We start from the raw sequence: 25302 nt of genomic DNA, 5'->3' as shown, positions 1-25302 counted from the left end.
ATTTTGGAATTTAATGCCATGGCAGACCATCTTCCATTATCAATATTTAAATAGAGAAGTAGGTGTTCCTCCCCCGCCACGGCGGGATTCAGGCATCAAAAACTCCAAAATCCGTAATAAAATGGTAAAATACCTAAATATTTAAATAGCTAACTGGGCCATGGTTCTATCAGCACGCTGGCGGGCCAGTTCACGTTTCTTGTGATACCACCACTGCGGCGCCAGTTTGATCATCAGGTTATTGATGCCCCGAAGACCGACTATATGATATAGTCCGTTTAGCTTGCCGGCAAGGTCGTCCAGTGCCCGGAGGCTCATCGCAAAACCTCCATCCATGTACTCCATGTGATGCCAGTAGCCACCAGGCATAAAAAGGGTATCCCCGTGGTTAAGGATCGTTGTCAGTCCTTTGGCGTGGGCCAACGCAGGAAAATGTTCCTCGTCCAGCTTTTCGTGCCAGTTGACAAACGAAGCAGCACTTTCCACCGTAAAAGGCATGCGGTAAATGTAGGGGGACTGGTTATTTTCCAGCAGCAATACCCGCTTACGGCCAATGAACTGGGTGTGGAAGATATGCGACATATCTATATCATAGTGCATATGTGCCACTGATCCGGCACCACCGACGAACAACATCGGGTATTTTTTCAGGAAACCTTTAGCGTACTGGTCAGGCCAAACAACATCCTGTACCAGCTGAGGGGCGTGTTGGAAAATATTGAACAGGAATATCCGCAGTTGTACCGGGCCCTTTTTAACCATATCAATATATTCTCCGAAGGTAATATAGTCATCCGCTCCATTCACCAGTGTATTGGCCCCGGCACGTTCATTATTGTAAACGCCCACCTGCTTGTCCCCGACGATACTCTTAAAGTAGTCCCAGGTCCATTTGCTGTAGGCAGGCGATTGTTTACTCAGCCCTGCTGCTGAGATGACAACGGGTTTACGGGGTAAGTAATAATTTTTGCGAAACTCCTCAGGTGTAATGTCGTCAACTCGGTCTATGTTGTTTATGATCATAACTACGAATTGTTAAGTAGGATTACAAAAAAATACTATAATTCAAATGTAACAAATGCAGACTTATAAACGGACAAAATGTAAAGAGCGAAAACGTGGCCAAAAATTAAATATCCGGACTTAAATGGTAAGCCCGGATACCTTATTTACCTAAAGTAAAATCTTAAGTGGGCTTGATTCAGATTTCAAAACAGCACACACAATACTATAACAATCAATCATTTATACTAAAGAGCGTTTCTACAAACGCTTCTTTATCAAAGACTTGTAAATCTTCCATTTTTTCCCCGATACCGATATATTTTACCGGGATTTTAAACTGGTTGGCGATGGCCAGTACCACCCCGCCCTTGGCGGTGCCATCCAGTTTGGTGATTGCCAGTGCAGTCACTTCTGTAGCGGCGGTGAACTGACGGGCCTGTTCCACGGCATTTTGCCCGGTAGAACCGTCCAGCACCAGTAACACCTCATGGGGAGCGTCGGGGATGACTTTTTTCATCACCCGCTTAATCTTTCCCAGCTCTTCCATCAGGTGGGCTTTATTGTGCAAACGACCGGCGGTGTCCACGATGATCACGTCCACATCACGGGCAGCGCCGCTTTGTACCGTATCAAAAGCCACTGCTCCCGGGTCGGAGCCCATTTGTTGTTTCACGATGGGCACATCTGCGCGTTCGCTCCAGATGGTCAGCTGGTCTACCGCGGCAGCGCGGAAAGTATCGGCGGCGCCCAACAGTACAGATTTACCGGCTTTCTTGAAATTATAGGCCAGTTTACCGATGGTGGTGGTCTTCCCTACGCCGTTCACTCCTACGACCATGATGACGTAAGGCTTTTTACCGGCGGGCACATCAAACTCACGGAAGCCGCTATCGGGCGCATCCACGAGGATGGCTGCAATTTCCTCCTTCAGTAATCTGTTTAATTCACTGGTTCCCAGATATTTATCCTTAGCTACCCTTTGTTCGATCCTGTCAATGATTTTAACCGTTGTATCAACGCCCACATCGGCAGAAACCAGGGCTTCTTCCAGGTTGTCCAATACTTCGGTGTCTACGGTCGACTTACCGGCGATGGCACGTCCTATCTTACTGAGAAAGCTTTCTTTGGTTTTTTGTAACCCCTGATCAAGGCTTTCCTTCTTTTCCCTGGAAAATAGTTTGTTGAAAAAACTCATAGTTTAGTTTAATTGGGCTGGAATCTCTGATTCCTTATCTGCATTATCCGGGTGCTGGCAGGCAGCATTCGAACTGTTCCAAACAGGCTGCTAAAATACAGCTTTTGTGTTAACAATCGCACCCAAAGGGGATAAAGAGACAATCTTATGGTAAAATGAGGGATACGGCTGGTACCAACACAAAAAGCTGTCCTTTAACGGGACAGCTTTTCAGTATTATTAGTAAAGCCGAATTACTTTTGATTGATGTGCTCCTGAACTTTGTCCTTGTGCACAATTGCTTCTTTGAAAGTATATGCACCGGTTTTAGGAGAACGTACCGCTCTGATTACCTTAGTCCACACTTTAGATTCAGCTGCTGCCTTAGCATCTTTTACTTTCGAGTTCTTTGAAGCTGCTTTTGCCATTGTATTGATTGTTTTTATGGTCTAATGGCGCTATGGCTATCCAGAACAGCCATTCACCATTTAACAATTACTTATTTAATTTCTTTGTGTACAGTCACTTTCCTCAGAATAGGATTGTACTTTTTCAACTCCAGACGTTCAGGAGTGTTCTTTTTGTTCTTGTTGGAGATATAACGGGAAGTTCCGGGCTGACCAGAGTTTTTATGCTCTGTACATTCCAGAATTACCTGTACTCTGTTACCTTTTTTTGCCATTGTGTATACAAATTAAGTGAGTCCTTAGAATTAGATTTCCGTACCAGCTGCACGCAATTCTTTGACTACTGCATACAAACCTCTTTTGTTGATGGTTCTTAAACCGTCAGCAGATACCTTTAAAGATATCCATTTGTCTTCTTCCGCGAGGAAAAAGCGCTTTTTCTGCAGGTTGGGCAGAAACCTTCTCTTTGTCTTAATGTTGGAGAAGGAAACATGGTGACCTGTAATCGGCTTCTTTCCTGTCACCTGACATACTCTTGCCATGATTTAAAAAATTTAGGAATGCAAAAGTCAAACTTTTTTATCGATTTTGCAAATATTATTAGATGAATTTATTCACAACCCGTCTAAATCCGTTTAATCCCAGGTGTCCAGTTAAAAAACAAACACAGCGCAAACCATTGATAATCAATTGTTGCAGGACGAATTTACATCTGTCCGGATGAGGTCAATATTTTTTATATAAATTTTATAACAATACGACCAGACTACGCAGTACTGCGCCAAGGCGAACGGCCTCCAATACGCGGAGCTGCTCTGTACCCTGTTTCAGTACGGCTTCTTCATGCGAAGTTACACACATTTCGCATCCGTTCAAAGCAGATACCACCAAACTCAACAGTTCGAAAAATTCTTTGCCGATAACCGGGTTGGCCATAATGCTCATCCGGATACCCGCAGGCGTAGCGGTATAAAACTCTTTGTTAACGAAGTGACGGAAACGGTAAAACACGTTATTGGCGCTCATCAGGGAAGTACAGCTGATCACTTCGGCGATTTCCTTTTCGGTAGCTCCTTCAGCAGTGGCCAGTTTCTCAAAGGAAGCCTGCAACACGGGCTGTTTATCATTGACCGCCACGGCCACCCCGATCAGGTAAGCCTCTTTTTTGGTCAGTGTGCCCGCATTCAGGGCATTGGTAACGTTTATCTTTAAGTCTTTCAGGTAACGCGCATCGGCATTCACCAGCGCCTGCAGGCTTGCGGAAGGGGTTGTCCCTGCCAGGCCCACGGCCTCCAGCAGCTGTACTGCCGTATCCTGATTTGTAGTTGCAAACATAATTTGTTCTGTTTATTTAAAACAAAGCAGCAAAGGGTCCTTTGCTGCTTTGCGGATTATTATTCAGATAAAATTAAACAGCCAGGGTAGCTTCGCCTTTGTTCCAGTTGCAAGGGCACAGCTCATCTGTCTGCAATGCGTCCAGCACACGCAGTACTTCTTTTACGTTACGGCCTACAGACAGGTCGTACAGAGACACCCAACGTACAATGCCCTGAGGATCTACAATGTAAGTAGCACGGTAAGCCACTTTTTCGTTGGCTTCCAGGATGCCCAGTTCAGTAGCCAGGGATTTGGAAGTATCAGCCAGCATCGGGAATTTCAGGTCACGCAGATCTTCGTGGTCCCTTCTCCAGGCAGCGTGTACAAACTCGCTGTCGGTAGAAGCACCGATCAGTACCGCGTCACGGTCAACGAAATCCTGTGCATGTTTGTTGAATTCGGCGATTTCAGTAGGACAAACGAAAGTAAAATCCTTAGGCCACCAGAACATCACCATCCATTTACCGGAAGCTTTCAGCTCTTCGGAAGACAGATCATAAAACTCTTTACCCTTTTCGATGGAAACAACGGCCGTTTTTTTGAATTCGGGAAACTCAGACCCTACGGATAAGATAACATTTTTCATATTCTATATCGATTTTTGATTTACAAACAGGCATTTTATCAATTACCGGCGCAAAGATCACTTTACATTCATTATTAGTCAAATAGATTTTTAAAATGTGACATTGAGTTTGTCTATATATGTTCCTTTTAACAGGCACAGGAAGGATATCCGCAGCCGTTTTCCCTATAATCAAAAAAAATCTTCCTGACTTAACATTTTAATGCTATTTCTGTAACTTTTTGGCACGCTATTTAGTTATATAAGCAGAGATTTTTAAATTCAACAACAGCATGGAAATGAAAAAGAAATACGTATTACTGGTGATTATTACGATTGGACTAGCTTTGATTCCGTTTATTAAAAACAGCATCATCAAACAGGATGAATTTGACGCTACCAAAGATCTGTTCATCTAGTGTTTAGCCGGTCCCATTGTGCCGATCAAAACTGCCCCGGACCGGGGTCAGGACTCCATTTGCTGTTTGGTTCGTAATGCTGCCATATTGCACCCCCTACCTTCCTTAACAGTTCCCAGGCTTCGTTATCCCGGTCCCAACGCTGATCCGCGTTGTTTTTTGTGATGATGCAATACACATAGTCGCCGTGCGGCGCATTGACCAGGACCACCTCAGACCTGGACGCGTCTACCGCCCCGTTTTTGGAAGCGGTACGGACATTCGGCGGTACCATACGCAACCCTTCCGTATCCCAGAAATTACGGGTAAGATTACGGTACATCCGCTCACTCGCCGCATGGCTGACAACTTCCCCCTTATAGATCTGCTCCATCAGCATAGCCATCTCCCGCGGAGTGGTCTGCCCCCACCCATATATTTTCCAGTCCCCTGCCCTTCCCGGCGTCCGGGAATTGACCCGCGTATGCGCGAAACCATGGGTCTCCAACCATGCATTGATCTGCGCCCCTCCCCCGGCCAGCGCCTGCAGCCACAAACTGGCGGTATTGTCACTCATCGTCAGCATCAACATCACCACCTTGTCCAGTGTTATCTGCTGACTGTCACGGAAAGCGCCCAGGATGTCATCTCCCGGGTACAATAGTGAGTCGCGGTATGTCAGCAGCTGACGGTACTGCAACGCCCCTTCCTGCAGCTTGTTGAATATGCCCACCTGTATCGCCATCTTCACCATACTGGCCGTGGGAAATACCGTATCAGCGTTAATAGCTACCGTACTGCCGGTTTTGAGGTGATGGACGTACACACCCGCCTGGCCATGATGCGCCGCCAGCAATGGCGCCAGTTTGTCATACAGCCGCTTGTCTGTCTGCTGCGCCAGGGCAGTCTGCACTGCCACCGCGAAAAAGAGGAAAAAGAGGGTCTTTTGCATATTTTGGTTGATTTACCCCGAAGGGGATGAAACAATCAGTGTGTCCTGTCATCCAATATAATACAAAACCCCGGGCGCCACAAAGGCCCCGGGGTGATATCTTTCCGGCCTGTGCCGGTCATAATTACGTATTGGCGTGACCGTTATCAGGTCACTTCATTGATCAGGTCTGCGAAATTGCGGATGCCGATCATTTTGGCAGACGTATAGCCCTCGGCGTAGTCCACCCCCACCATTTTGCCCAGCATTTTGGCGCGGTAAACAACGCTGTCGAAGAAGCCGGAACCGGAAATGTAAGTCTGCGGTTCGTTGTCTTTCGGCGCCAGGAACTGTGAGCTGAACGCCTTGATGGCTTCCAGTTTTCTTTCCATGACCGGCGTAATATCCACCACAAAATCAGGCTCATGATAGCGGTCCTGCAGGAAATGAAACACCTGTTTAGGGCGCCATGCCTGTTGTGCCACGCCATCCACGGACGTTTCTATTTTCCGCAGGCCTGCCAGGAAGCAGCTGTCGGCAATCAGTTTGCCAGCGCGGCCGTGGTCCGGATGACGGTCATCCATCGCATTGGCCAGCACAATGTCCGGCTGGTATTTACGGATGGCGGTGATGATCGCCATTTGTTCCATGGTGTCGTTTCTGAAGAAGCCATCAGCCAGACCAAGGTTTTCCCTTACTTCCAGGCCCATGATCTTAGCAGCGTCCTGTGCTTCTTTTTCCCGTAAGGCAGGCGTGCCACGGGTACCCAGTTCTCCACGGGTAAGGTCCACAACGCCTGTTTTCATGCCTTGCTGCGCGTGTATCATCAATGTACCTGCACATCCCAGCTCCACATCGTCCGGGTGTACAGCGATTGCGAGTATATCCAGTTTCATGCTGTAAATAAATTGAGGTGCAAAGATGGGAAATAATTGCTTATGGCATCACTTTTCGGTGCTGACGATCAGTACACCGGCCTGGCGGTTTTTAAGGTGATAGCGCTCTTCCAGTACCTTTGGGGACACTATTTCCAGCGAAACAAAGGTCTTGTTGTCCACCGTCATCAGGCGGGTTTCGTCTGTGGGGGTGATGACATGGTCATTAACGATATACTGAAAGCTGCTGTCGCTGCCATAACGGCGCAACAGGCTGTCGTATGCAGGCGAAGCGGTGCTGAGCAGGCGGCGTACCCTTCTGCGTGCAAAGGGCTTGGTTTCCACATATACCACACCGTTGGCAGCCTGGCTGCCATATTTCAGAATAGCTTTTTGTCCGTGTGCAATGGTGATCAGACCAATCTGGTCAGGGGGAAGGTTTTCCATCAGGGCGGGCGTGGCCGGTACACTGTCTATTACATACACCGGCACATCATTTTCTTCATTTTGCGCCATTGCGCCGAGCGTGGTCAACAACAGGCCGCATAACAATATCCTGGCTTTCTTCATACAGCTAAGATAGCCATATTAATTATAAGCACGGTACCGCTGGTACATTTCCAGCTCCTGGACAATGACTTCAATATCCTTGTCCTCCTGCTTATCATAATCGCTTTTCAGGTTGCCGCCAAAGAAAAAAGCCACTGTTTGCCATACGCGGGCATTAAAACCGCCTTTGAGCTCTTTGATGATCTCATAGCAGTTCTGGCCGGTTTCCCGGTCAATCAGCTTCATGAGCACTTTACCCTGGTATACAGAGAGATTTTGCAGTTTGTCCCCGAACTGTTCCTTCATTTCCTTTTCCTTGGAAGCGAGGAACGCTTTTCGCTCTTTTTTGGAAGACATGGTAGCGAGGCGGCTGTTCACGTCCTTGAGAAGACGGGCGGCCGTGCGGGCATAAGGATAGGTAACATATACCGCGTTGCGCAGGCGGTTATAACGTTCCTTTTCTTTCCGCAGGGCTTTGGGCATTTTGTCCACCACATCGAAAATCGCAAGGGTGATCACCGGAATGGTGTCATGTCCTACAACGACCGCATGCAGGGCCACGGTATCCACGCCATGAGGCGCCTGCGACTGTGCGCTGGCTTCCTGGCGGCAACAAAAGCTGCCTGCGATCAGGATGGCGGAGAAAAGGATTTTACGGCGACGATGCATACTATTTTTAACGATGCTAATGGGTAAATGTTACCACAAGTTAAAAAACATTTCAGATTAAATAACAACTAAAAAGGGCTTGAAAAACCGGTCAATGCACAGGCTTCATTTTCAATACCGAATCGGCAAACTGGTTGATCGCATTGGCCACAGCAGGCAGATCATGGCCGGTCAGCCTGCTGCCCATCACATGCGCGCCTGCGCCCGGAATGGGCACTGCATCCTTCAGGCTGTCGGGCGTACCCAGCTCCTGCTCCATTTTAAGGATAGCGGATACACGAACGGTGGGGTCCTGATGCATTTCATCTTTATAATAGTACAGGTTCAATACCGGCTGATGTACCTTTTTAAAAGTAGCGGGCGTCATGGAGGTCTCCAGCAGGTTTTGCAGTTGTACCACTGCCTCCAGGCGGTATTTGTTGTTCCAGTACTGTGCCCTGAGCGCATTGGTATCGCCGGACTCCTTGTATTTGCCGCCCTTTACCAGCCGGGCCAGTTGTAACCCCCAGGGATCATTGGCCAGAAAGGCCAGGTCATCGTTGATGGCTATATTGGGTGACATATTAATAACGGCGTACACGTCCTGCGGATAGGTGGCAGCCAGTTTCAGGGCCAGGGTACCGCCGGTGGAAGTGCCCATCAGGATCACCTTACGGCCCAACGCCTTCCCTATCTGCAAGGCTTCTTTGGCATCCCGCCACAGACCGTCGGCCGTCATGGTCAGCAGCGCATCGGAGGTATCGATACCGTGGCCGTCCAGCCGGCTGAGGAACATGTTACAGCCGTAACGTCTGGCAAAATCGCGGTGGATAGGGTCCCCTTCTTCCTGACTGGCAGAAAAACCATGCAGGTACACCACCGCATAAGGCGTGGGCTGAAAAGCTGAATCTGCCCATACAATGCGGGCTTCGTTGTCCGGCTTCAGCCGGTGAGCGGCTTCCCGGTCATGGATATATTGTTCCAGCGCGTGGCCTTCCTGCGGCACCGGCGGCAGGGTGAGCGAATACACCGGAGTAGCGGGATGCGGGCCCACAAAGAACAATACGGCCAACAGGATGCCGATAAGGAGCAACGATATGCGCAGCGATCGCTTCATAGTGGGATGAATTGATTTAAATGACCAGGGGACCTGAATTACCTGAAAATCTACGTAAAATTTTCAAGCAATCCGGGCCCCCTGTATTAACTAATCAAAAAATCCTTAAATATTTACCGGTGTTTTCTTCGTTGGTGCTTTGCTGTTTCTTTCTGATTTCCTGGTACGTTGTACAATGCTCATGCCCGTACCTACGATCGTGATGATAACACCCAGCCACAACACGTTGATATAAGGGAATACCAGCGCTTTCATGACCACATAATCACTGAAACCGGCTGTCTCTTTCACTTTCAGCTCGATTTTGTTTTCAGCGGGCATGATCTTCGTAAAACGTACGCTCAGGTTCAGCGGGGCCAGTGTGTCTTCCACGCTGTACTGGTAACTGCTGTCGCGGATAAAGTAAACCGGTTGCAGGTTAAAGTGGTCATCTGTTTGTGTATGTACTTCCAGTTTAGCGCCTACTGCCAGATCATTTTTCTCGGCGACGTAGTTTTTGTTTTTAGGCGCCGGCTCCAGTGCTTTCAGCACCATGAAACCTTTAGAGAAGAAAATGGAGTCGCCTACTTTTATCTCATGTGCCACATAAGCCGTGGTGTCTGCAGCAGCAGCTTCCGCTTTGTTAGGCGCAGCTGACACATAGGTGAAGATATCCCTGGTGAGATAGTGCTTGGACGCCGGGTTGGACGACAGCGCATTTTCCTTGCGGTTGACAAATGCATCGGGATAAAGGGTAAATCTTTCCTTCACTTCGCCGGTGGTTTTGTCTTTACGCTCGTAGTGCATCACGTAGTAGGTTTTAGGATCTCCTTTTGCGATGGAGTCGCCTACATAGGTCACGTGATAATCGCCCATCTGCACCTGTACATCTTTCGGCAGCATAATATTCTCACGCGGGTTTTGCTTGCTTTCCTTACGGAAGAAGCCATCGTTGAGCATCTTCATTCTGTCGATGGAAATCACCTCCATTTTGGAAGAAGAGATCAATGCGCCCAACAGCACCATACCGAAACCGATGTGCGCTACAGAGGCGCCTGCACTTTTCAGTTTGCCTTTAAGGCCGCTGAAGATATAGGTGAAGTTAGCAGTGATGGCATAGATGCTGGCGAACAGCATGATATAAATAGCGGTGAGGAAACCTGCACCATAGTTATCGTAAGTGATGGGGCCTTTCCAGGCGATCAGGGCAGTGAACACCACCGCCAGCGCGGTAGGCACCCAGATTTTGCGGGTAAAGAACCCTTTAGGGGTGTCTTTGTATTTCAGGAACTGTACCACAGCGGTGAGCACGCCCAGTACAATGGCGATCCAGATCTGGATTTTGTTGTAGTGGAACATTACGTCTGATGGCGGCGCAATATCGTCCATTTTAAACAGTCCTTTCAGGCCGGTGAAAGACAACAGCTTGTTCCATACAGGGATAGACGTGGTGAAAGTGATCTGGATGGCCGCAATCAGCAGGATCAGGGAACCAACGAACAGCCAGAATTCACGGGAGTAGGTACTTTCCTCTTTATTGTTGCCCGGGATTTCTTTTCTGCGTGCGATCAACAGGAAGATGGAAGGTATGGTGAACACCAGCATGCTGAACAGCAGCTGTGCCGTCATGCCCATATCGGTAAAAGAGTGCACGGAAGTGTCGCCCAGTACGCCGCTCTTCGTAAGGAAAGAGGAGTACAGGATCAACACATAGGATATGAAGAAAAAGAAGACTGTCGATTTGAGCGCATGGCCGGTGTGTTTATAGGCCAGCAGCGTATGCAGACCGGCCACCATGGTCAGCCACGGAACAAGGGAAGCGTTTTCCACCGGGTCCCATGCCCAGTAGCCGCCGAAATTGAGCGACTCATACGCCCAGGCGGCGCCCATCATGATACCGGTGCCCAGCAGCGCCACAGCAAACAATGTCCATGGCAGCACCGGTTTTACCCAGCCGGTATAATCGCGGGTCCAGAGACCGGCGAAAGCGAAAGCAAACGGAATGATCATGGAAGCGAAGCCCAGGAACAGTACTGGTGGGTGGATCACCATCCAGTAATTCTGCAGGGTGACGTTAAGCCCGTTACCATCATGAATATGCTGCATGTAGTTAGCCTCCTGGAAGATAGGCGCAGCCTGGTTTTCAGGCGCCTGTCTGAGCAGCATGAACGGGTTGCTGCCCACTTTATAGCCCAGGATGAAGATACCGAGCAACATGCTCGCCATTATCAGCTGTGCGAGGGAGAAGACTGTCATCACCGGCGCTTCCAGGTTTTTGGAAGTACGGATCAGGATAATACCGAGGATGCTGTTCCAGATGCTCCAGAGCAGGAAGCTGCCTTCCTGGTCGGACCAGAGGCTGGAGAACAGGTATTGTGTCGGCAGGTCGCGGGAAGTATTGCGCCAGGCGTATTTATATTCAAAATAGTGATGGGACAGGATATAGAAAAGGCAGCTAAAGACAGCTATCACGGCGGCTGACTGTATCACAAATGCCCAGCGGGCCAGCTTTTTCCATGAATCACGTACCAGCGGCTCTTTGACTTTAACAGCGTTATAATATGAGATCGTGGCTACCAATGATGCTACAAATGCCAGAATGGCGAAGAAATGGCCCAATTGGCCCGGCAATAAGTGTTCCCCTTCAAATTTCATGAGAAATGGTATATAGATTGAAGAATTTAAATATTTTATTATTCAGCTATTTCATTATTGAAAATCAATAAATAACTAAATGACAAAATATCTAAATCCGAAATTTTTTAAAGCTGTTTGTTGCCTACGACAACCTGGTCGTCCTTATATTTAGACGGGCATTTCATGAGAATTTTACTGCAATGGAACTCATTTCCATCCATTTTTCCGGTGAGGACCACGGACTCCGCTTTTTCAAAATCGGTAGGTTTGGCGCCGTAGAAAACGACTTTGCGGGTTTCGCCTGTTTTATCGTGAACGTAGAAGCTAAACAAGTTAGCGTCCTTTATAGGATCATAATGCATCGCCTGCAGGGTGTCCAGTTTACCGATCACATGGAACTCTTTCCCCTCTTTCTCACGTGCTGTGGCAAATGTTTCATAGGTACTAAAATCGCCTACCATGGTTACAATCACACCAATTGCAACCGCAATGACCACCAGCAGAATAATATTTGTTTTTTTCATATGAAAATTATCTTCCCTATTGTTGTGACACAGGTTGTAAAATCCGCTACCAGCAACGATTCTCCAGTTATCTTACCCTACCTGCATTTATCTCTTTCCAATTCACGGGGCAAAATTAACGCAAAATGACCGTCTTCCGACAAAATTTATATAAAAGGCAATTCTTTTTATGGGAAGGAAGGCTGTAAGTAAACATAATCCTATCTTTGCGCGGAATTTTGAAAAGTAAGATTATATCATGGCTGATTTATCTCAATTTGACCCTAACTCGGTGGGGCTGTTGTCCAACAACGTTTTTGGTTTACCTTTTTCTGAAGAAGAGGCCAGGCTGGTATTGTTGCCTGTACCCTGGGAAGTGACCGTATCCTATAGTAATGGTACAGCTCGCGGCCCGGAACGTATTTTCAGGGCTTCCTTTCAGGTGGACCTGTACGATGCCGATGTAAAGGATGGCTGGAAACAGGGCTTTTTCATGCGTGAACCAGACAAACATCTGCTGCTGCGCAGCGATTACCTGCGCAAGGAAGCGGAACTGTACCTGAAATTCCTGACCGAAGGCGGAGATATCTCTGAAAATGAATTCCTGAAGAAAACGCTGGTGGACGTCAACAACGGCACCCGTGCCATGAACGAGTGGGTATACAACCAGACCAAACAGCTGCTGGGAAAAGGCAAGCTGGTAGGTTTGCTCGGCGGCGACCACAGCACCCCGCTGGGCTTCTTTAAAGCCATCGGCGAACATAAAGGCGATTTTGGCATTCTTCAGATAGATGCCCACTGCGACCTGCGTGACAGCTATGAAGGCTTCCAGTACTCCCACGCTTCCATTATGTACAACGCGCTGGCGGAAGTGCCGCAACTGACCAAACTGGTACAGGTGGGCATCCGTGACTACTGCGAAGAAGAAGTGGATTATATCAACGACAGCAACGGCCGCGTGGTGACATTCTTCGACAAACAAATCAAAGAACGCCAGTTTGAAGGTGAAACCTGGAAATCCATCTGCGACAGCATTGTGGAAACGCTGCCGCAACAGGTGTACATCAGCTTCGACATCGATGGCCTCGACCCTAAACTGTGCCCGCACACCGGTACCCCGGTAGCCGGCGGTTTTGAGGCAGAGCAGATATATTATCTTTTCAAACGCCTGCTGGCCAGCGGCCGTCAGCTGATTGGCTTTGACCTCAACGAGGTGAGTGCCTCTCATGACGACTGGGACGCCAACGTAGGTGCGCGCGTACTGTTCAAACTCTGTAACCTGCTGGTCAGCGCTAATTCATAACCATATGTATAGTTTGCGTATCATGCAGCCGGCAACAGCCAGCAGGCTCCGGCTGTTGCCGGTCATGCACGGCCTTGTAGGCATCCTGTTCCTCTTCGATGCCATAGGCAGCTACAGGGGAGCTCAGCCCAACTGGTTGCTGGTAGGCTTTTTTATGGCCGTAGGACTGCTTTCCCTCGCCTTCCCGTTTATCGTGAAGCGCACTCGGAAATTCAGTGAAACCAACAGTATCGCGAGGTTGATACAGGCATTTATCTGCGTAAGCGGCAGCCTGTATTTCCTGGGGCATCAGCAGCCCCTTACCGGCCTGCTGATGTTCGTGGTAGGCATTGGTATCGCCTACATCGGCTGGATGGAATACAAGATCTTCCAGCCGGTTTACGTGAAAATGGACAATACCGGTATTACCCTGCCCACTACGTTCTCTGAGAAACGCATTGGCTGGAACGAGCTGAATAATGTAATTTTGCGGAATGACCTGTTCACTATGGATTTCAAATCCAACAAGATCATCCAGCTGGAAATACTGGATGAGCCCGGACAGGAAGAACGTGAAAAAATGAACGGATTTTTCCGGGAAAGACTTAACTAATTTTATGCTGAAACAAACACCTTACATATTATACTCCGACGGGAAAGGAAACATCTTTGAAGACACCTCTATGGAGGTAGTGGGCCGCAGTGGCTGGGATGCTTTCCCAATTGATCCGGAAGAATGGATCGAGCTTCCTGAAGGCGGTAATCTGTATGAACTGCCCGGACGCCGTGGTATCGGAATCGACGTTGCCACCGGTGAAATGGGCCTGTGTGACAAAGGTTGGGCCGTAGCGGCGTTTATTCCGCCTGCCCATACCGGTTTTTACCTCGCAGCGTATGAAACCATGCCAGACGCTCCCACCCTGCCGCTGTTTTGTTACACCGCAGTAGGCTGGCTCGACGGCAAATTTTATGTGCCCGCTACCCGTATCGAAGCCGATATCCGCCAGGAATGTGCCGGCTTTGACGCCAAAAAAGTAAAACAAGGCGTTAACCAGCTGATAGAGGCTTACCCGCACAACAGGCTGGTAAAGCACCTGGCAGAAAACTGCGCCCTCACGTATGAATGCCCCGCCGCCCGTAACTATTTCATGGGAAGATGGGAATGCCCGATTCCTTCCTCTCCGGCCTGCAACGCCAACTGCGTAGGTTGTATCTCCTTCCAGCCGGAAGACGAGACCATCGTGTCCACGCAGGACCGCCTCCGTTTCAAGCCTACCGCGGAAGAAATCGTGGAATATACCGTACCGCACCTGGAAACAGCCCCTTTCCCGATCGTGAGCTTCGGCCAGGGTTGCGAAGGCGAACCACTGCTGATGTGGGAAACCATCCGTGAGTCTATCATTCAGATACGCAAGCATACGCCTAAAGGCAGTATCAATATCAACACCAATGGCAGCAAACCCGATGCGGTGCGCGCCCTCTGCGAAGCAGGCCTCAACAGTATCCGTGTGAGCCTTAACTCCGCCCAGGAGAAATATTACACGCCGTATTACCGTCCCAATAACTACGTGTTTGAGGATATCATCGAAAGCCTGAAAGTAGTGCGGGAATTTAACGGATGGACTTCCATCAACTATTTTGTTTTTCCGGGGATGACCGACACGGAAGACGAATATGAAGCCCTGCGTAAACTGATCCGGGAAACCGGCCTGAACATGATCCAGTGGCGCAATTTCAATATCGATCCCGACTGGTACCTGGGCAAACTGGGCATTACCGAGCCTGGCCCCTGCATGGGCATTAAGCAGTTACAGGAAATGATACATGAAGAGTTTCCGGACCTGAAGTTTGGATATTTCAACCCGCCCATGGAACGCATCAAAGGTGACTACATGGCCGATTTCGCTCACTAAAGCGCTACTTCCTCCCACTCACTGATAAAGCCGCTCCTATGCGCGTTCTCTTGCCCGAAACGGTATTGACGCGCATAGGCGGACGGTGACATGCCCGTCACTTTCCGGAATACCCGGTTGAACGTGATAGGGTTGTTATATCCCGTTGCATATGCCACAGAGGCAATACTTTCCGCATCGCCATTGATGATTTTCTTGCAGGCCGCGTTGATACGGATTTCGTTGAGGAATTCGAGGTATGTTTTACGGGTGTGCTTCTTGAAATATTTACAGAAGGCGTAAGTGGTCAGATGCGCCACCGAAGCGATTCTGGCGAGAGAAATGTTTTCCGCGTAGTGTTCCAGCGTATACTGATAAATATCGTTCATCCGCAGTCCTTCCGATTCACTGTAGGCGTGACGCAGGAAGCCGGTGGACAATGACTTCCAGTCCTTCACCTGGCGGGAGAAATAAGTCAGCAGCGACATAAAGGCAAACAGCCTTTCCGCCCCGGTGAGTTTACAGAGCCGCATAATTTCCGCCGCTGTTTTCTCCTCATATGCCGCCGGCAATTGCAGGCTGGAACGGGTCAGTTGCAGGAACTTGCGGACAGACTCCAGCTCCGGCAAAGCCAGCATGCCTTTCAGCGCATTGTCATGGTCAAAGAAAATATGGATGGCGTGGATGTTTTTCTCTTTCAGGTTTTCAAAGTAGCGGGCATCGCCCTTGAACATGTGCGGCTGGTTGGCGCCGATCACATAAATATCGCCGGCTTTGAACGGCTGGGTATAGCTGCCCGCAATCAGGGTGCCTTCCCCTTTGATAATAAGGGTCAACTGCGCCTCTTTATGACGGTGCAGGTAATTGTAGAAATAAGGAAGTATGTCCTCCTGGATGACCACAGACCCTTCCTCAGCTACCGGAACAGTAAATTGAATTACTTTCATTTACCAATTTTACTCCTTTTTAGGCAAAATTAGCTATTCCCGGACAATATTCGTTAAGTCTTGAACAATTACGCTGCTATCATTTTTTCTGCCCGCGCCCGCTTCTGTTGCAACCATCGGAAGCCTAAAGCCGACAACACACAGCCACCGGCAGTAATGGCCCACCAATAGGTAAAGCCGATATGCTCCACTACAAAAGCCCCGCTGGTAGGCGACACCACGGTTGCCAGCGAATAAGATATCGTATAGAGAGCGGCATATTGGCCACGGTTATGGTCCTGGCTACGGCTGATCCAGAAGCTGTTCATAAAAGGCAGGCAGAGCATCTCCCCAAAAGTGACCACTATCATGAACACAGCGGCGATACCCCATACCGGTGGCAATACACAGAGCAACACATACGCCAGGCACACCATCATGGCACCCCTCGAAACATATGACAGGTTAGGCAGTTTACCATCCAGGTGATGGATCATCACCATTTCCACCATCACGATCAACAGGCCGTTGATAGACATATTAAGCCCAATGGCCCATTCCTGCATATGGACCACCTCTTTGAAATACAGCGGCACCATGCTGGAAAACTGAAAGAGGCAGATAGCGTTGATCATGCCAAACAGCAGGAACCAGAGATACAGGCCGTCTCCCCATACTTTCTCCGTTTTTCCGGCAGTGGCCGCCTTTTCCGGTTTGGCAGGCGCTGGCACCGGTGGCAGGAAAATACGCATCAGCAGAGCCGCCACGATACAGGTGCCGCCATCCACCCAGAACAGCCATTGGTAGCTGATACTGGCCAATATCCCGCCCAGCGCGGGCCCTACCGACCAGCCAAGGTTGACCGCCAGGCGGTTGAGCGAATAGGAACGGGTACGGTTCTGCGGTGCGCTGTAAGCCGCAATAGCAATGCTGTTGGCCGGGCGGAAAGCATCGCCAACGGAACTCAGCACAAACACGCAACCGCATATCTGCGGAAAGGTGCGCATCTGTCCCAATAAAATGAGCAATAAACCGTTAGAGAGGAGGCTCCAGAACTGTACCTGGTAAAAGCCGATGCGATCAGACAACCAGCCGCCCAACATGGCGCCTACAATAGCGCCACTACCGAAACAGGCCATGACCAATCCGGCCTGGGCAATGGAAAAATGCAGATGAGCTGTCAGGTATACTGTCAGAAAGGGGACCACCATAGCGCCGCTGCGGTTGATCAGCAACACCAGTGACAGCCACCAGGTAGCCGGCGAAAGTCCCGTATAGGCGTTCTGGTAAAGACGGATAGTTTGTTTGAGCAAATTCATACAACGGCCGCAAAATAAAATGCAACAAATAGGATTAACAGCATAGTTTTTGCAAAGATAAAATTCAGATCGCTGTATCTATATTTTTTTTCATTCAAAAGTTTAACTTTGACGCTTACTGGCGCTTAATCAGCTATCATGGAGGAAAACAACCGTAAAAAAAATATTCAGGCATTGGGAGTAACGATCGGCGTACATGCGCTGCTGTTAGTAGCACTGGTATTTGCCGGTTTCTCGGCGCCACCGCCCCTGCCCGACCAGGACCTGGGGATGGAAGTAAACCTCGGTACCTCCGATGACGGGATGGGCGATGAACAGCCGCTCAACCCCAACCCTCCCAGCGCAGCTACCTCTACGCCTGCTCCTGCAGAAAGTGAGCAGCCCGCTGCCACGGAAAAAGATAACAGCGCCCCGCAGGAAGTGGCCACACAGGATGATGAAGAAGCCCCGGAAATAAAAAAGCCGGAGAAGCCGGTGGAAAAGCCAAAGGAGCTGCCTAAAAAGCTGGAACCCAAACCAGTGACAAAACCGGTAAAGAAACCGGCAGCAGAGCCCAAACCAACACCTCCTGCACCCAAACCGCAGCCTAAAGCGGTTTATTCCGGCGGCACCAGCACCAGTGCCAACAGCGGCAACGGCGCACAAGGCTCCAACAATTCCACAGGCGAAGGCAATACTGGTAAGCCCGGCGACAGGGGCCAGCTCAATGGCGACCCTAACGCCAAAGGCTATACGGGCGGCGGCCTCGGTGGCGGACGCTCCGATTTCCGCCTCAACGGACGTAATCTTATCAGCCGGCCAAGCGTTACCTACGACGGCACTGAGTCCGGCTATATCGCTGTCAATATCAAAGTAGACCAGCACGGAAATGTGATCGCTGCCACGTTCAGCATGAAAGGGTCTACCCTCAGCAATCCACAACTGATAGACATTGCGCGCAAAGCAGCGCTCAACGGTCAGTTAAAATACAATGCAAATCCGGACGCGCCTGAAGTGCAGTTCGGTACCATCCGCTTTTATTTTAAAGCAGAATAGCCAACATTTACGATTTTTTTGATTGATGGATTTTTTGATTTGAGCGGTAAGGAAATCAAAAAATGTCCTTTTTAATCCTATGCTATCCAAAGTGGACCATAATCTTTTTGAGAAACTGTATTTATACGCCAACGATGAGAATGCACCGAATCCTGTTCAGCACTATGCTATTTTTATGGCCGGCCTGTGCGGCCATGGCCCAATCATTTCCCGGTTACAATACCAGCAATTATGCGGGTATTTACGGTGTACTCTCCAATCCGGCCAGCGCGGCAGGGTATCGTTACAAGTGGGACGTCAATATCATCGGCGCTGACGTGAAAGGCGGCAACACTTATGTGAGAGTGCCCAAATCCGTCCTGTTAAATCCTCCTCCGAGCAACAAATGGGTGCGTAACCAGGATTATTTCCTGGACACTACCGCTAACCGCAAACAGAACGGATGGGGAATGGCCGAAATAGTAATGCCTTCTGTGTTATACGCCATCGATGAAAAACAATCCGTTTCCTTTGTGTGGCGGGTGCGTGCCAGCGCCAGCGGAGGCAACCTCCCCACGCCGCTCGCCAATTTCTTTGGCAACGACTTTCCCAACATGCAATACCGCGGCAAAAACCTGAATATTGAAAAAGTGGGCGTAGGCACACATATCTGGAATGAACTGGGCTTTAGCTACGCCCGTACCATCCATGAAGGATATACCAGCCGCTGGAAAGCCGGCGTTACAGTGAAGCTGCTGAGCGGCATCGCCGCCGGCTATGCACAGGTGGCCAACGCCAGTTTCGTGCTCAATAACAGGCGCAATGCCGACATCACCAGCGGCACTCTCCGTTATGCCTACAATGAAGAGCTGGACCACTGGCAAAAGCCCGATACCCGCAACCTGCAACTCTTTCATAACAACGGCTTGGGCTTTGACCTCGGCGTTATTTACGAATACCGCCCGGACAACGGCGGCTTCGGCAAGTTCGAAAGCTCTGATGCAGATGAATATAAACTGCGCCTTGGCCTTTCCATCAACGATATCGGCCGCATCAAATATCAAAAAGGCGCCTACAATACCGATCTCGATCTCCGGAAACAAAATATCAATCCAAACGATATTACCTACAAAGACAAAGAAAGCCTGAAACAATACTCCCGCCGGTTGAACCGCTACTTCACACCTATTCCAGGTGATGACAGCAGCTTTGTGATGGTGTTGCCAGCCTCGCTCAACCTGATGGCCGACTACAATATCGACAGCCGTTTCTTTGTCAGCGCTAATGCCGTCATTGCCCTGAACGCAGGAAAAAACGGACTGGCCAGAACATATGCCATGACCCAGTTGTTAATTACACCACGCTATGAAACAGAACTGTTTGGCGCCTATATGCCATTTGTTATTAACCACAACGGGCAGGCGGATGTAGGGGCCGGCTTCCGTATAGGGCCGTTGGTAGTGGGTTCTTACAGTCTTTTTACCACGCTTTTCCAACACCGCATCAACCATTCGGATGCTTTCGTAGCTTTGCGGCTCAATCCGGGCATGCTGGGCAAGCGCAATAAAAGCAAAGGCCAGCTGGGATGCCCGGTAAATTATTAATTTACCTTTATGAACGCATATCAGGAAGCACTGGACTATCTCTACGCACAACTGCCCATGTTTACCAAAGTAGGGGCCAGTGCTTATAAAACAGACCTGCATAATACGGTCGCTCTGTTGCAACAGCTCAACAATCCGCAGCATACCTTCAAAACCATACACGTCGCCGGCACTAACGGGAAAGGCTCTACCAGCCATATGCTGGCGGCCATCCTGCAACAGGCGGGCTACAAGACCGGCCTGTACACCTCCCCGCACCTGCTGGATTTCCGGGAGCGTATCCGTATTAACGGACAGGTAGCGCCGGAAGACTTTGTAGTGGATTTCACCAATAACATGCGGCCGTTCATTGAAACCATTGAGCCCTCCTTTTTTGAGTTGACCGTAGCGATGGCCTTTCAATATTTTTCGCAGGAAAAAGTGGACATCGCTATTATAGAAGTGGGACTGGGCGGACGGCTGGACAGCACGAACGTGATCACCCCGGAACTGTCTGTCATCACTAATATCAGCTTTGACCATAAAAATATCCTGGGAGACACGCTCCCTCTGATAGCCTCCGAAAAAGCCGGTATCATCAAGACCGGTGTGCCCGTGGTGGTCAGCGAAACGCAGGCGGAAATACAATGGGTATTCCGCGACAAAGCCGCCGAAACCGGTTCCCCTGTTCATTTTGCAGACCAGGAATGGATGGTGGACGGCAGCGATATAAAGGACAACCATCTGCACCTAACGCTACTGGATACACGACAAAACAAAATGTACCATCTCAACCTGGACCTTAGCGGTCAATACCAGGAAAAAAATGTGATGGGCGTTTTATCTGCCGTCAAAGTATTGCAGCAACAGGGCTGGCATATTACCTGGGAGCATGTATCAACAGCTTTATCGCATGTACGCAAGCTGACAGGGCTGCGGGGACGTTGGGAAGTAGTGAGCGAACATCCGCTCACGGTGATGGACGTAGGCCATAATGAAGCCGGTATCAAAGAGGTGGTGCAGCAACTGGAGCATGTCAACTACCAGCAGCTGCATATTGTGACGGGTTTTGTCAAAGACAAGGAGGTAGACAATGTGCTGCCGCTTTTCCCGTCCACGGCCACGTATTATTTCTGCAGGGCACAGATACCCCGGGCCATGGACGAAGTAGCGCTGGCGGAAATGGGCGCCCGGCACGGGTTGCAAGGCAAGGCCTACGAGTCGGTACAAGCCGCGTTGCAGGCAGCCCGCCAGCATGCCAAACCAGAAGATATGATCCTGGTATGCGGCAGCTTCTTTATTGTGGCAGAAGCGATGTAATTATTTCATTTCCATACGTCCCATGTGCATCAGTGCGTACATCAGGCCGGTCACATGCAGGCTGTGAACAATTTTATTGTCCAGTATCAGCTGTTGCACATCGGGAACAGACATCAGCACCACTTCGATTTCCTCGTTGTGGTCCAGCTGTTGTTCTTTCACTTTACGGCCGCCGGTAGCGAGGAACATATGGGTGTAGTTGTTACTGGAGGCCGTATTGGCAGCCACTTTTCCCAATAATATCAATTCCTTGAATTCATAGCCTGTTTCTTCAAGCAGTTCACGTCCCATCGCAAATTCAGGAGAAGGGTCTGTCTTGTCCATGGTGCCGCCGGGAATTTCCAGCAGTGTCTGACCGATGCCCTGACGGTATTGGCGGATCATGATCACCTGGCCGTCTTCTGTGATGGCCACGGCATTTACCCAATCGTTATATTCCAGTACATAGTAAGGTTCAACAATTGTTCCTTGCGGTGTAATGCATTTGTCTTTGCGTGCGGTTAACCAGTCGTCTTTGAAGAGATATTCAGACGACAGCAGTTTCCAATCCATATTCATAATAATACTTTACCAGTTCATGCGCTCCTTCAGTCCCTGTATATGGCCGAGGTGGTGCTTTCCGTGCCAGGCATAGTTGGCTGCCATGGTTTTCAGGTTAAAGCGCCGGCCATGTTCCGGGTGAATGAAAGAACGTTCCCATTGTTCGGGTGTCAGGCGGTCCATCAGGTTGGCCCAACGGGTGTGCAGGGCGTGCAGCAGGGTGATCGACACGTTGATGGGCGTATTTTTCACATCTTCCAGTTCAGCCCAGGCAGCTTCATCGTATGGTTTAATAATAGGTTTTTCTTCCGTCAGCGCCATTTTCATGCGGGAAATAGCGTTGATATGGCTGTCTGCCAGATGGTGCACCACCTGCTGAATGTTCCAACCGCCGGGCCGGTAGGGCTTCTGCAGCTGGAAAGCGTCCAGGTTTTGCACGGCCATTTCCACCAGGGTGGGAAGGTCACGAATGTCATTGACAGACTCCCGCAACATGGCGGGGCTATAATCCGGCAGCGGTTCAAAACGACCGATAGGATATTGTAATGCTTCCATAAGCGGGTTTATTAAGACTCGCGAAGGTCTTTTCCGGTAAGATGGATAAATACATCTTCCAGATTAGCTTTCTTCACTTCTTTACTACGCTCGAACCCTTTGGACACGAGGTTATCGATAAGGGCATCGGGCGAGTCAATAGCGATCACCTGGCCGCTGTCCACGATAGCGCAGCGGTCGCACAGGAATTCAGCTTCATCCATGTAGTGCGTGGTGATCACAACAGTTGTTCCCTGTGACCGTACCTGCAGGATGAGGTCCCACAGATTGCGTCTTGCCTGCGGATCGAGGCCGGTAGTGGGCTCGTCGAGGAAGATGATACGGGGCTTGTTGATCAGGGTGGTGGCGATAGAGAAACGTTGTTTCTGGCCACCGGAAAGTTCTTTGTATTTGGACTTAGCCTTGTCTTCCAGGTTGAAGAGGCGCAGCAGTTCCATGGGTTCCACCGGCTGGTTGTACAATCCGCCGAACATCTCGATCAGTTCCACCAGATTGAGCCCGGGGTAATAACCGGAGCTTTGCAGCTGTACACCAATGATTTTTTTAATATCGTTAGGCGCGGCGTCCAGGTCGAATCCGCCGACGGTCACCTTGCCTTCTGTTTTGTCGCGTAATGTTTCAATGATCTCCAGGGTAGTAGACTTACCAGCGCCGTTAGGGCCCAGGAGGCCAAATATCTCATGTTCGTACACGTCAAAGCTGATCCCCTTTACTGCGGTGAATTCCCCGTATTTTTTCACCAGGTTTTTCACCTCAATGATCTTGTTCTTTTCCATGCCACCAAATTATAAAAGAATTACGAATTACGGATTACGAATTACGAATGAAGGGTTGCGCAGTCGTTGCTTCTCTTAAGTATGGGCAATATTAGGATTATATATTATCTTATCAATCAATATAAAACCCTAAAATTAACGGACTCCCCATTCGTAATTCGTCATTCGTAATTCGTAATTGATTTAGTGTTTGATGAACACCTGCGTAAAGAAAGTGATCCTTCCTTTACCGGCGGTGCCTATCCCGATCAGGTTATAGTCACCCAGCATGTTACGCCGGTGGCCGGGGCTTTTGATCCAGCCATCCACTACGGCTTCGGCGTCGAGGGTGCCATAAGCCACGTTTTCGGCGGCGGCCCCTACCCTGCCCATCTTTTTGGAGACGATAGCCACGCGGTCCTCAAAACCTTCGTGCCCGAAGCCGGTGCTGCCATTAGCCATGTCGCGGCTATGGCGGCGCGCCTGCTGGCTGATGGTCTCATCCAGTTGCAGCGGTTTCAGTCCTTTGGATTGACGGAATTTGTTGGTGTAATAGAGGATCTGCTCTTCAAGGCTTCCTCCTGTTGTGGTGCTGTCTGCACGGCTGGCGGCACGTGAACACGCGCTTACCTGAAATGCGGCAAACAGTGCAAGCAGTAATACAAGGATACTGCGGCTTTTCAAAATGGACATAAAACTGATGGTTAATAATGATAATTTCCAGCATGCAAGCAAGCGCTGTACCAAATTATCCAGCGTGGATAACTTTATCGGCGCCTGTTTAAAAAACGAAGGCCCGGACGTTGCTATTGTACGCCCGGGCTTCTTTTGATATGCAATTAACAAAGCGTGTTCCGCTATTTGTTCATAATGTCTTTCCAGGTTTCCATCATATTTTTGGAACCGATGAAAATAGGCACCCGCTGATGCAGCTGTACCGGTTTCAGTTCCAGCAGGCGCTGACGGCTGTTGGCCATCGACATGCCACCCGCTTTTTCCATGATGAAAGACATGGGGTTACACTCATAACAGAGCCGCAGACGGCCTGACTTGTACTTGCCGAAAGCCGGGTACATAAAGATACCGCCCTGTATCAGCGTACGGTGTATTTCCGCTACCATACAACCCACGAAACGGTGCCGGTAGATACGGTCGTTTTCATCCCGGGCCATAAAATGGTCGATAGACTGGCGTACCTTATCGTCATACAGGTAGTAGTAACCTACGTTGACGGAGAAGATATCGCTTTCCGCGGGGCATTTCAGGTTGGGGTGCGACAGGCAGAACTCTCCTATGGAAGGATCGAGGGTAAAGCCCTGTACACTGCGGCGGGTGGCGTACACCATCATGGTGGAAGAGCCATAGATGATATAGCCGGCCGCAATCTGCTGCGTGCCCGGTTGCAGGAAGTCTTCCAGGTTACATTCCTCTCCTTCCGGCGACAGGCGGCGGTAAACGGAGAAAATAGTCCCGATGGAAACATTCACGTCGATATTGCTGGAGCCGTCCAACGGATCGAGCAATACCACATATTTGGATTTTTTTGAGTGTTCGTCGGTGAAGGCGATAAAGTGTTCTTCCTCTTCAGAGGCTACGCCGCAGCAGTAAATGCTGGTACGCAGTGAATTGATAAACTGTGCATTGGCAAATTCGTCGAGCTTCTTTACGGATTCGCCCTGGACATTGGTTTTCCCGGCTTCACCCAGTATATCGGCGATGCCCGCCTTATTTACCTCCACATTCACCCTTTTTGCCGCCAGACCAATATCACGCAGCAAACCTGACAACTGGCCGGTAGCACCGGGATAGTTCCGTAACTCCTGGATAGTGAATTCATCCAGGGTCATTACCTTTTCCTTGTGATTCATAACGTTTTTCAGTTTTCCGGAACGAAATTAACGGAATACGCGCTTATTTTAAGGGAAATGTCATTTCTCTGTAAACAGATTTT

General features: G+C 49.5%; 27 protein-coding genes. 6 read left to right on the top strand and 21 right to left on the bottom strand.

The window, feature by feature from the left end:
* Positions 1–141: 141 nt before the first annotated feature.
* From ACTJJS_RS05685 to ACTJJS_RS05620, 14 genes are all read right to left on the bottom strand, one after another.
* A complete protein-coding gene (locus ACTJJS_RS05685) occupies positions 142–1023 on the bottom strand; it encodes a cupin-like domain-containing protein (protein ID WP_168868919.1) in 882 nt (293 codons plus the stop codon).
* A gap of 214 nt (positions 1024–1237) precedes the next feature.
* The gene (ftsY, locus tag ACTJJS_RS05680) at positions 1238–2200 is read right to left on the bottom strand and encodes a signal recognition particle-docking protein FtsY (protein ID WP_168868920.1); all 963 of its coding nucleotides are present in this window, start codon (positions 2198–2200) and stop codon (positions 1238–1240) included.
* 233 nt (positions 2201–2433) lie between these two features.
* A complete protein-coding gene (locus ACTJJS_RS05675) occupies positions 2434–2607 on the bottom strand; it encodes a DUF4295 family protein (protein ID WP_078670879.1) in 174 nt (57 codons plus the stop codon).
* 71 nt (positions 2608–2678) lie between these two features.
* Complete coding sequence (gene rpmG, locus ACTJJS_RS05670) at positions 2679–2861, bottom strand: 50S ribosomal protein L33 (RefSeq protein ID WP_074238941.1); 183 nt, start codon at positions 2859–2861, stop codon at positions 2679–2681.
* Between the two features lie 30 nt (positions 2862–2891).
* Positions 2892–3128 carry a 50S ribosomal protein L28 gene (gene rpmB, locus ACTJJS_RS05665; RefSeq protein ID WP_078670880.1) on the bottom strand — a complete coding sequence of 79 codons (237 nt, stop codon included), beginning with the start codon at positions 3126–3128 and terminating at the stop codon, positions 2892–2894.
* 205 nt (positions 3129–3333) lie between these two features.
* Positions 3334–3921, bottom strand: coding sequence for a carboxymuconolactone decarboxylase family protein (locus ACTJJS_RS05660; protein ID WP_440662803.1), 588 nt, complete (start codon positions 3919–3921; stop codon positions 3334–3336).
* Between the two features lie 73 nt (positions 3922–3994).
* Positions 3995–4549, bottom strand: coding sequence for a peroxiredoxin (locus ACTJJS_RS05655; protein WP_168868922.1), 555 nt, complete (start codon positions 4547–4549; stop codon positions 3995–3997).
* Positions 4550–4972: 423 nt separating this feature from the next.
* Positions 4973–5878, bottom strand: a complete 906-nt coding sequence (locus ACTJJS_RS05650) for a serine hydrolase (protein WP_440662802.1) — start codon at positions 5876–5878, stop codon at positions 4973–4975.
* A 146-nt stretch (positions 5879–6024) separates the two neighbouring features.
* Positions 6025–6753 (bottom strand): bacillithiol biosynthesis deacetylase BshB1, encoded by a 729-nt coding sequence (bshB1, locus tag ACTJJS_RS05645; protein WP_168868924.1) that lies wholly within the window; start codon positions 6751–6753, stop codon positions 6025–6027.
* A 48-nt stretch (positions 6754–6801) separates the two neighbouring features.
* On the bottom strand, positions 6802–7302 hold the full coding sequence (locus ACTJJS_RS05640; RefSeq protein ID WP_440662801.1) for a hypothetical protein: 501 nt from the start codon (positions 7300–7302) through the stop codon (positions 6802–6804).
* An 18-nt stretch (positions 7303–7320) separates the two neighbouring features.
* Positions 7321–7950: a DUF4294 domain-containing protein gene (locus ACTJJS_RS05635; protein WP_168868926.1), complete on the bottom strand. Its 630-nt coding sequence runs from the start codon at positions 7948–7950 to the stop codon at positions 7321–7323.
* A 91-nt stretch (positions 7951–8041) separates the two neighbouring features.
* On the bottom strand, positions 8042–9046 hold the full coding sequence (locus tag ACTJJS_RS05630; RefSeq protein ID WP_440662800.1) for an alpha/beta hydrolase: 1005 nt from the start codon (positions 9044–9046) through the stop codon (positions 8042–8044).
* Between the two features lie 105 nt (positions 9047–9151).
* Positions 9152–11680 carry a cytochrome c biogenesis protein CcsA gene (gene ccsA, locus ACTJJS_RS05625; RefSeq protein ID WP_440662799.1) on the bottom strand — a complete coding sequence of 843 codons (2529 nt, stop codon included), beginning with the start codon at positions 11678–11680 and terminating at the stop codon, positions 9152–9154.
* A gap of 107 nt (positions 11681–11787) precedes the next feature.
* On the bottom strand, positions 11788–12186 hold the full coding sequence (locus ACTJJS_RS05620; RefSeq protein ID WP_168868929.1) for a cytochrome c maturation protein CcmE domain-containing protein: 399 nt from the start codon (positions 12184–12186) through the stop codon (positions 11788–11790).
* Positions 12187–12424: 238 nt separating this feature from the next.
* Here ACTJJS_RS05620 and ACTJJS_RS05615 point away from each other — a divergent pair, with 238 nt between their 5' ends.
* The 3 genes from ACTJJS_RS05615 to ACTJJS_RS05605 are packed head-to-tail and all read left to right on the top strand — an operon-like array spanning position 12425 to position 15360.
* The gene (locus tag ACTJJS_RS05615; protein WP_168868930.1) at positions 12425–13468 is read left to right on the top strand and encodes an agmatinase family protein; all 1044 of its coding nucleotides are present in this window, start codon (positions 12425–12427) and stop codon (positions 13466–13468) included.
* A gap of 4 nt (positions 13469–13472) precedes the next feature.
* Entirely contained in the window at positions 13473–14060 is a 588-nt protein-coding gene (locus ACTJJS_RS05610) for a hypothetical protein (protein ID WP_440662798.1), read from the top strand.
* Between the two features lie 4 nt (positions 14061–14064).
* Positions 14065–15360, top strand: a complete 1296-nt coding sequence (locus tag ACTJJS_RS05605) for a radical SAM protein (protein ID WP_440662797.1) — start codon at positions 14065–14067, stop codon at positions 15358–15360.
* On the opposite strand, the gene ACTJJS_RS05600 is transcribed toward ACTJJS_RS05605, so the two are convergent.
* Positions 15357–16286, bottom strand: coding sequence for an AraC family transcriptional regulator (locus tag ACTJJS_RS05600; RefSeq protein WP_168868933.1), 930 nt, complete (start codon positions 16284–16286; stop codon positions 15357–15359). The two genes, ACTJJS_RS05605 and ACTJJS_RS05600, sit on opposite strands and share 4 nt — an antisense overlap.
* A gap of 68 nt (positions 16287–16354) precedes the next feature.
* Positions 16355–17584, bottom strand: a complete 1230-nt coding sequence (locus ACTJJS_RS05595; RefSeq protein ID WP_440662796.1) for an MFS transporter — start codon at positions 17582–17584, stop codon at positions 16355–16357.
* Between the two features lie 138 nt (positions 17585–17722).
* Between ACTJJS_RS05595 and ACTJJS_RS05590 the strand changes: the two genes are divergently transcribed.
* The 3 genes from ACTJJS_RS05590 to ACTJJS_RS05580 all read left to right on the top strand — a co-directional run bounded on the left by ACTJJS_RS05590 (position 17723) and on the right by ACTJJS_RS05580 (position 21501).
* Positions 17723–18619 carry an energy transducer TonB gene (locus ACTJJS_RS05590; protein WP_168868935.1) on the top strand — a complete coding sequence of 299 codons (897 nt, stop codon included), beginning with the start codon at positions 17723–17725 and terminating at the stop codon, positions 18617–18619.
* 134 nt (positions 18620–18753) lie between these two features.
* A complete protein-coding gene (locus ACTJJS_RS05585) occupies positions 18754–20202 on the top strand; it encodes a DUF5723 family protein (RefSeq protein ID WP_440662795.1) in 1449 nt (482 codons plus the stop codon).
* Between the two features lie 9 nt (positions 20203–20211).
* Positions 20212–21501 (top strand): bifunctional folylpolyglutamate synthase/dihydrofolate synthase, encoded by a 1290-nt coding sequence (locus ACTJJS_RS05580; protein WP_440662794.1) that lies wholly within the window; start codon positions 20212–20214, stop codon positions 21499–21501.
* Here ACTJJS_RS05580 and ACTJJS_RS05575 read toward each other — a convergent pair whose 3' ends face one another.
* The 5 genes from ACTJJS_RS05575 to fbp all read right to left on the bottom strand — a co-directional run bounded on the left by ACTJJS_RS05575 (position 21502) and on the right by fbp (position 25219).
* Positions 21502–22053: an NUDIX hydrolase gene (locus ACTJJS_RS05575; protein ID WP_211092505.1), complete on the bottom strand. Its 552-nt coding sequence runs from the start codon at positions 22051–22053 to the stop codon at positions 21502–21504.
* Positions 22054–22068: 15 nt separating this feature from the next.
* Positions 22069–22596: a YfiT family bacillithiol transferase gene (locus ACTJJS_RS05570; RefSeq protein ID WP_440662793.1), complete on the bottom strand. Its 528-nt coding sequence runs from the start codon at positions 22594–22596 to the stop codon at positions 22069–22071.
* A gap of 11 nt (positions 22597–22607) precedes the next feature.
* Positions 22608–23372: an ABC transporter ATP-binding protein gene (locus ACTJJS_RS05565; RefSeq protein WP_343746860.1), complete on the bottom strand. Its 765-nt coding sequence runs from the start codon at positions 23370–23372 to the stop codon at positions 22608–22610.
* A 183-nt stretch (positions 23373–23555) separates the two neighbouring features.
* Entirely contained in the window at positions 23556–24044 is a 489-nt protein-coding gene (locus ACTJJS_RS05560; protein WP_168868940.1) for a CAP domain-containing protein, read from the bottom strand.
* Between the two features lie 164 nt (positions 24045–24208).
* Entirely contained in the window at positions 24209–25219 is a 1011-nt protein-coding gene (gene fbp, locus ACTJJS_RS05555; protein WP_168868941.1) for a class 1 fructose-bisphosphatase, read from the bottom strand.
* Between the last annotated feature and the right edge of the window lie 83 nt (positions 25220–25302).

Source organism: Chitinophaga sp. 22308, from assembly GCF_052045305.1.
GTDB classification, from domain to species: domain Bacteria; phylum Bacteroidota; class Bacteroidia; order Chitinophagales; family Chitinophagaceae; genus Chitinophaga; species Chitinophaga varians_A.
This window is presented reverse-complemented; position numbering and strand designations above follow the sequence as displayed.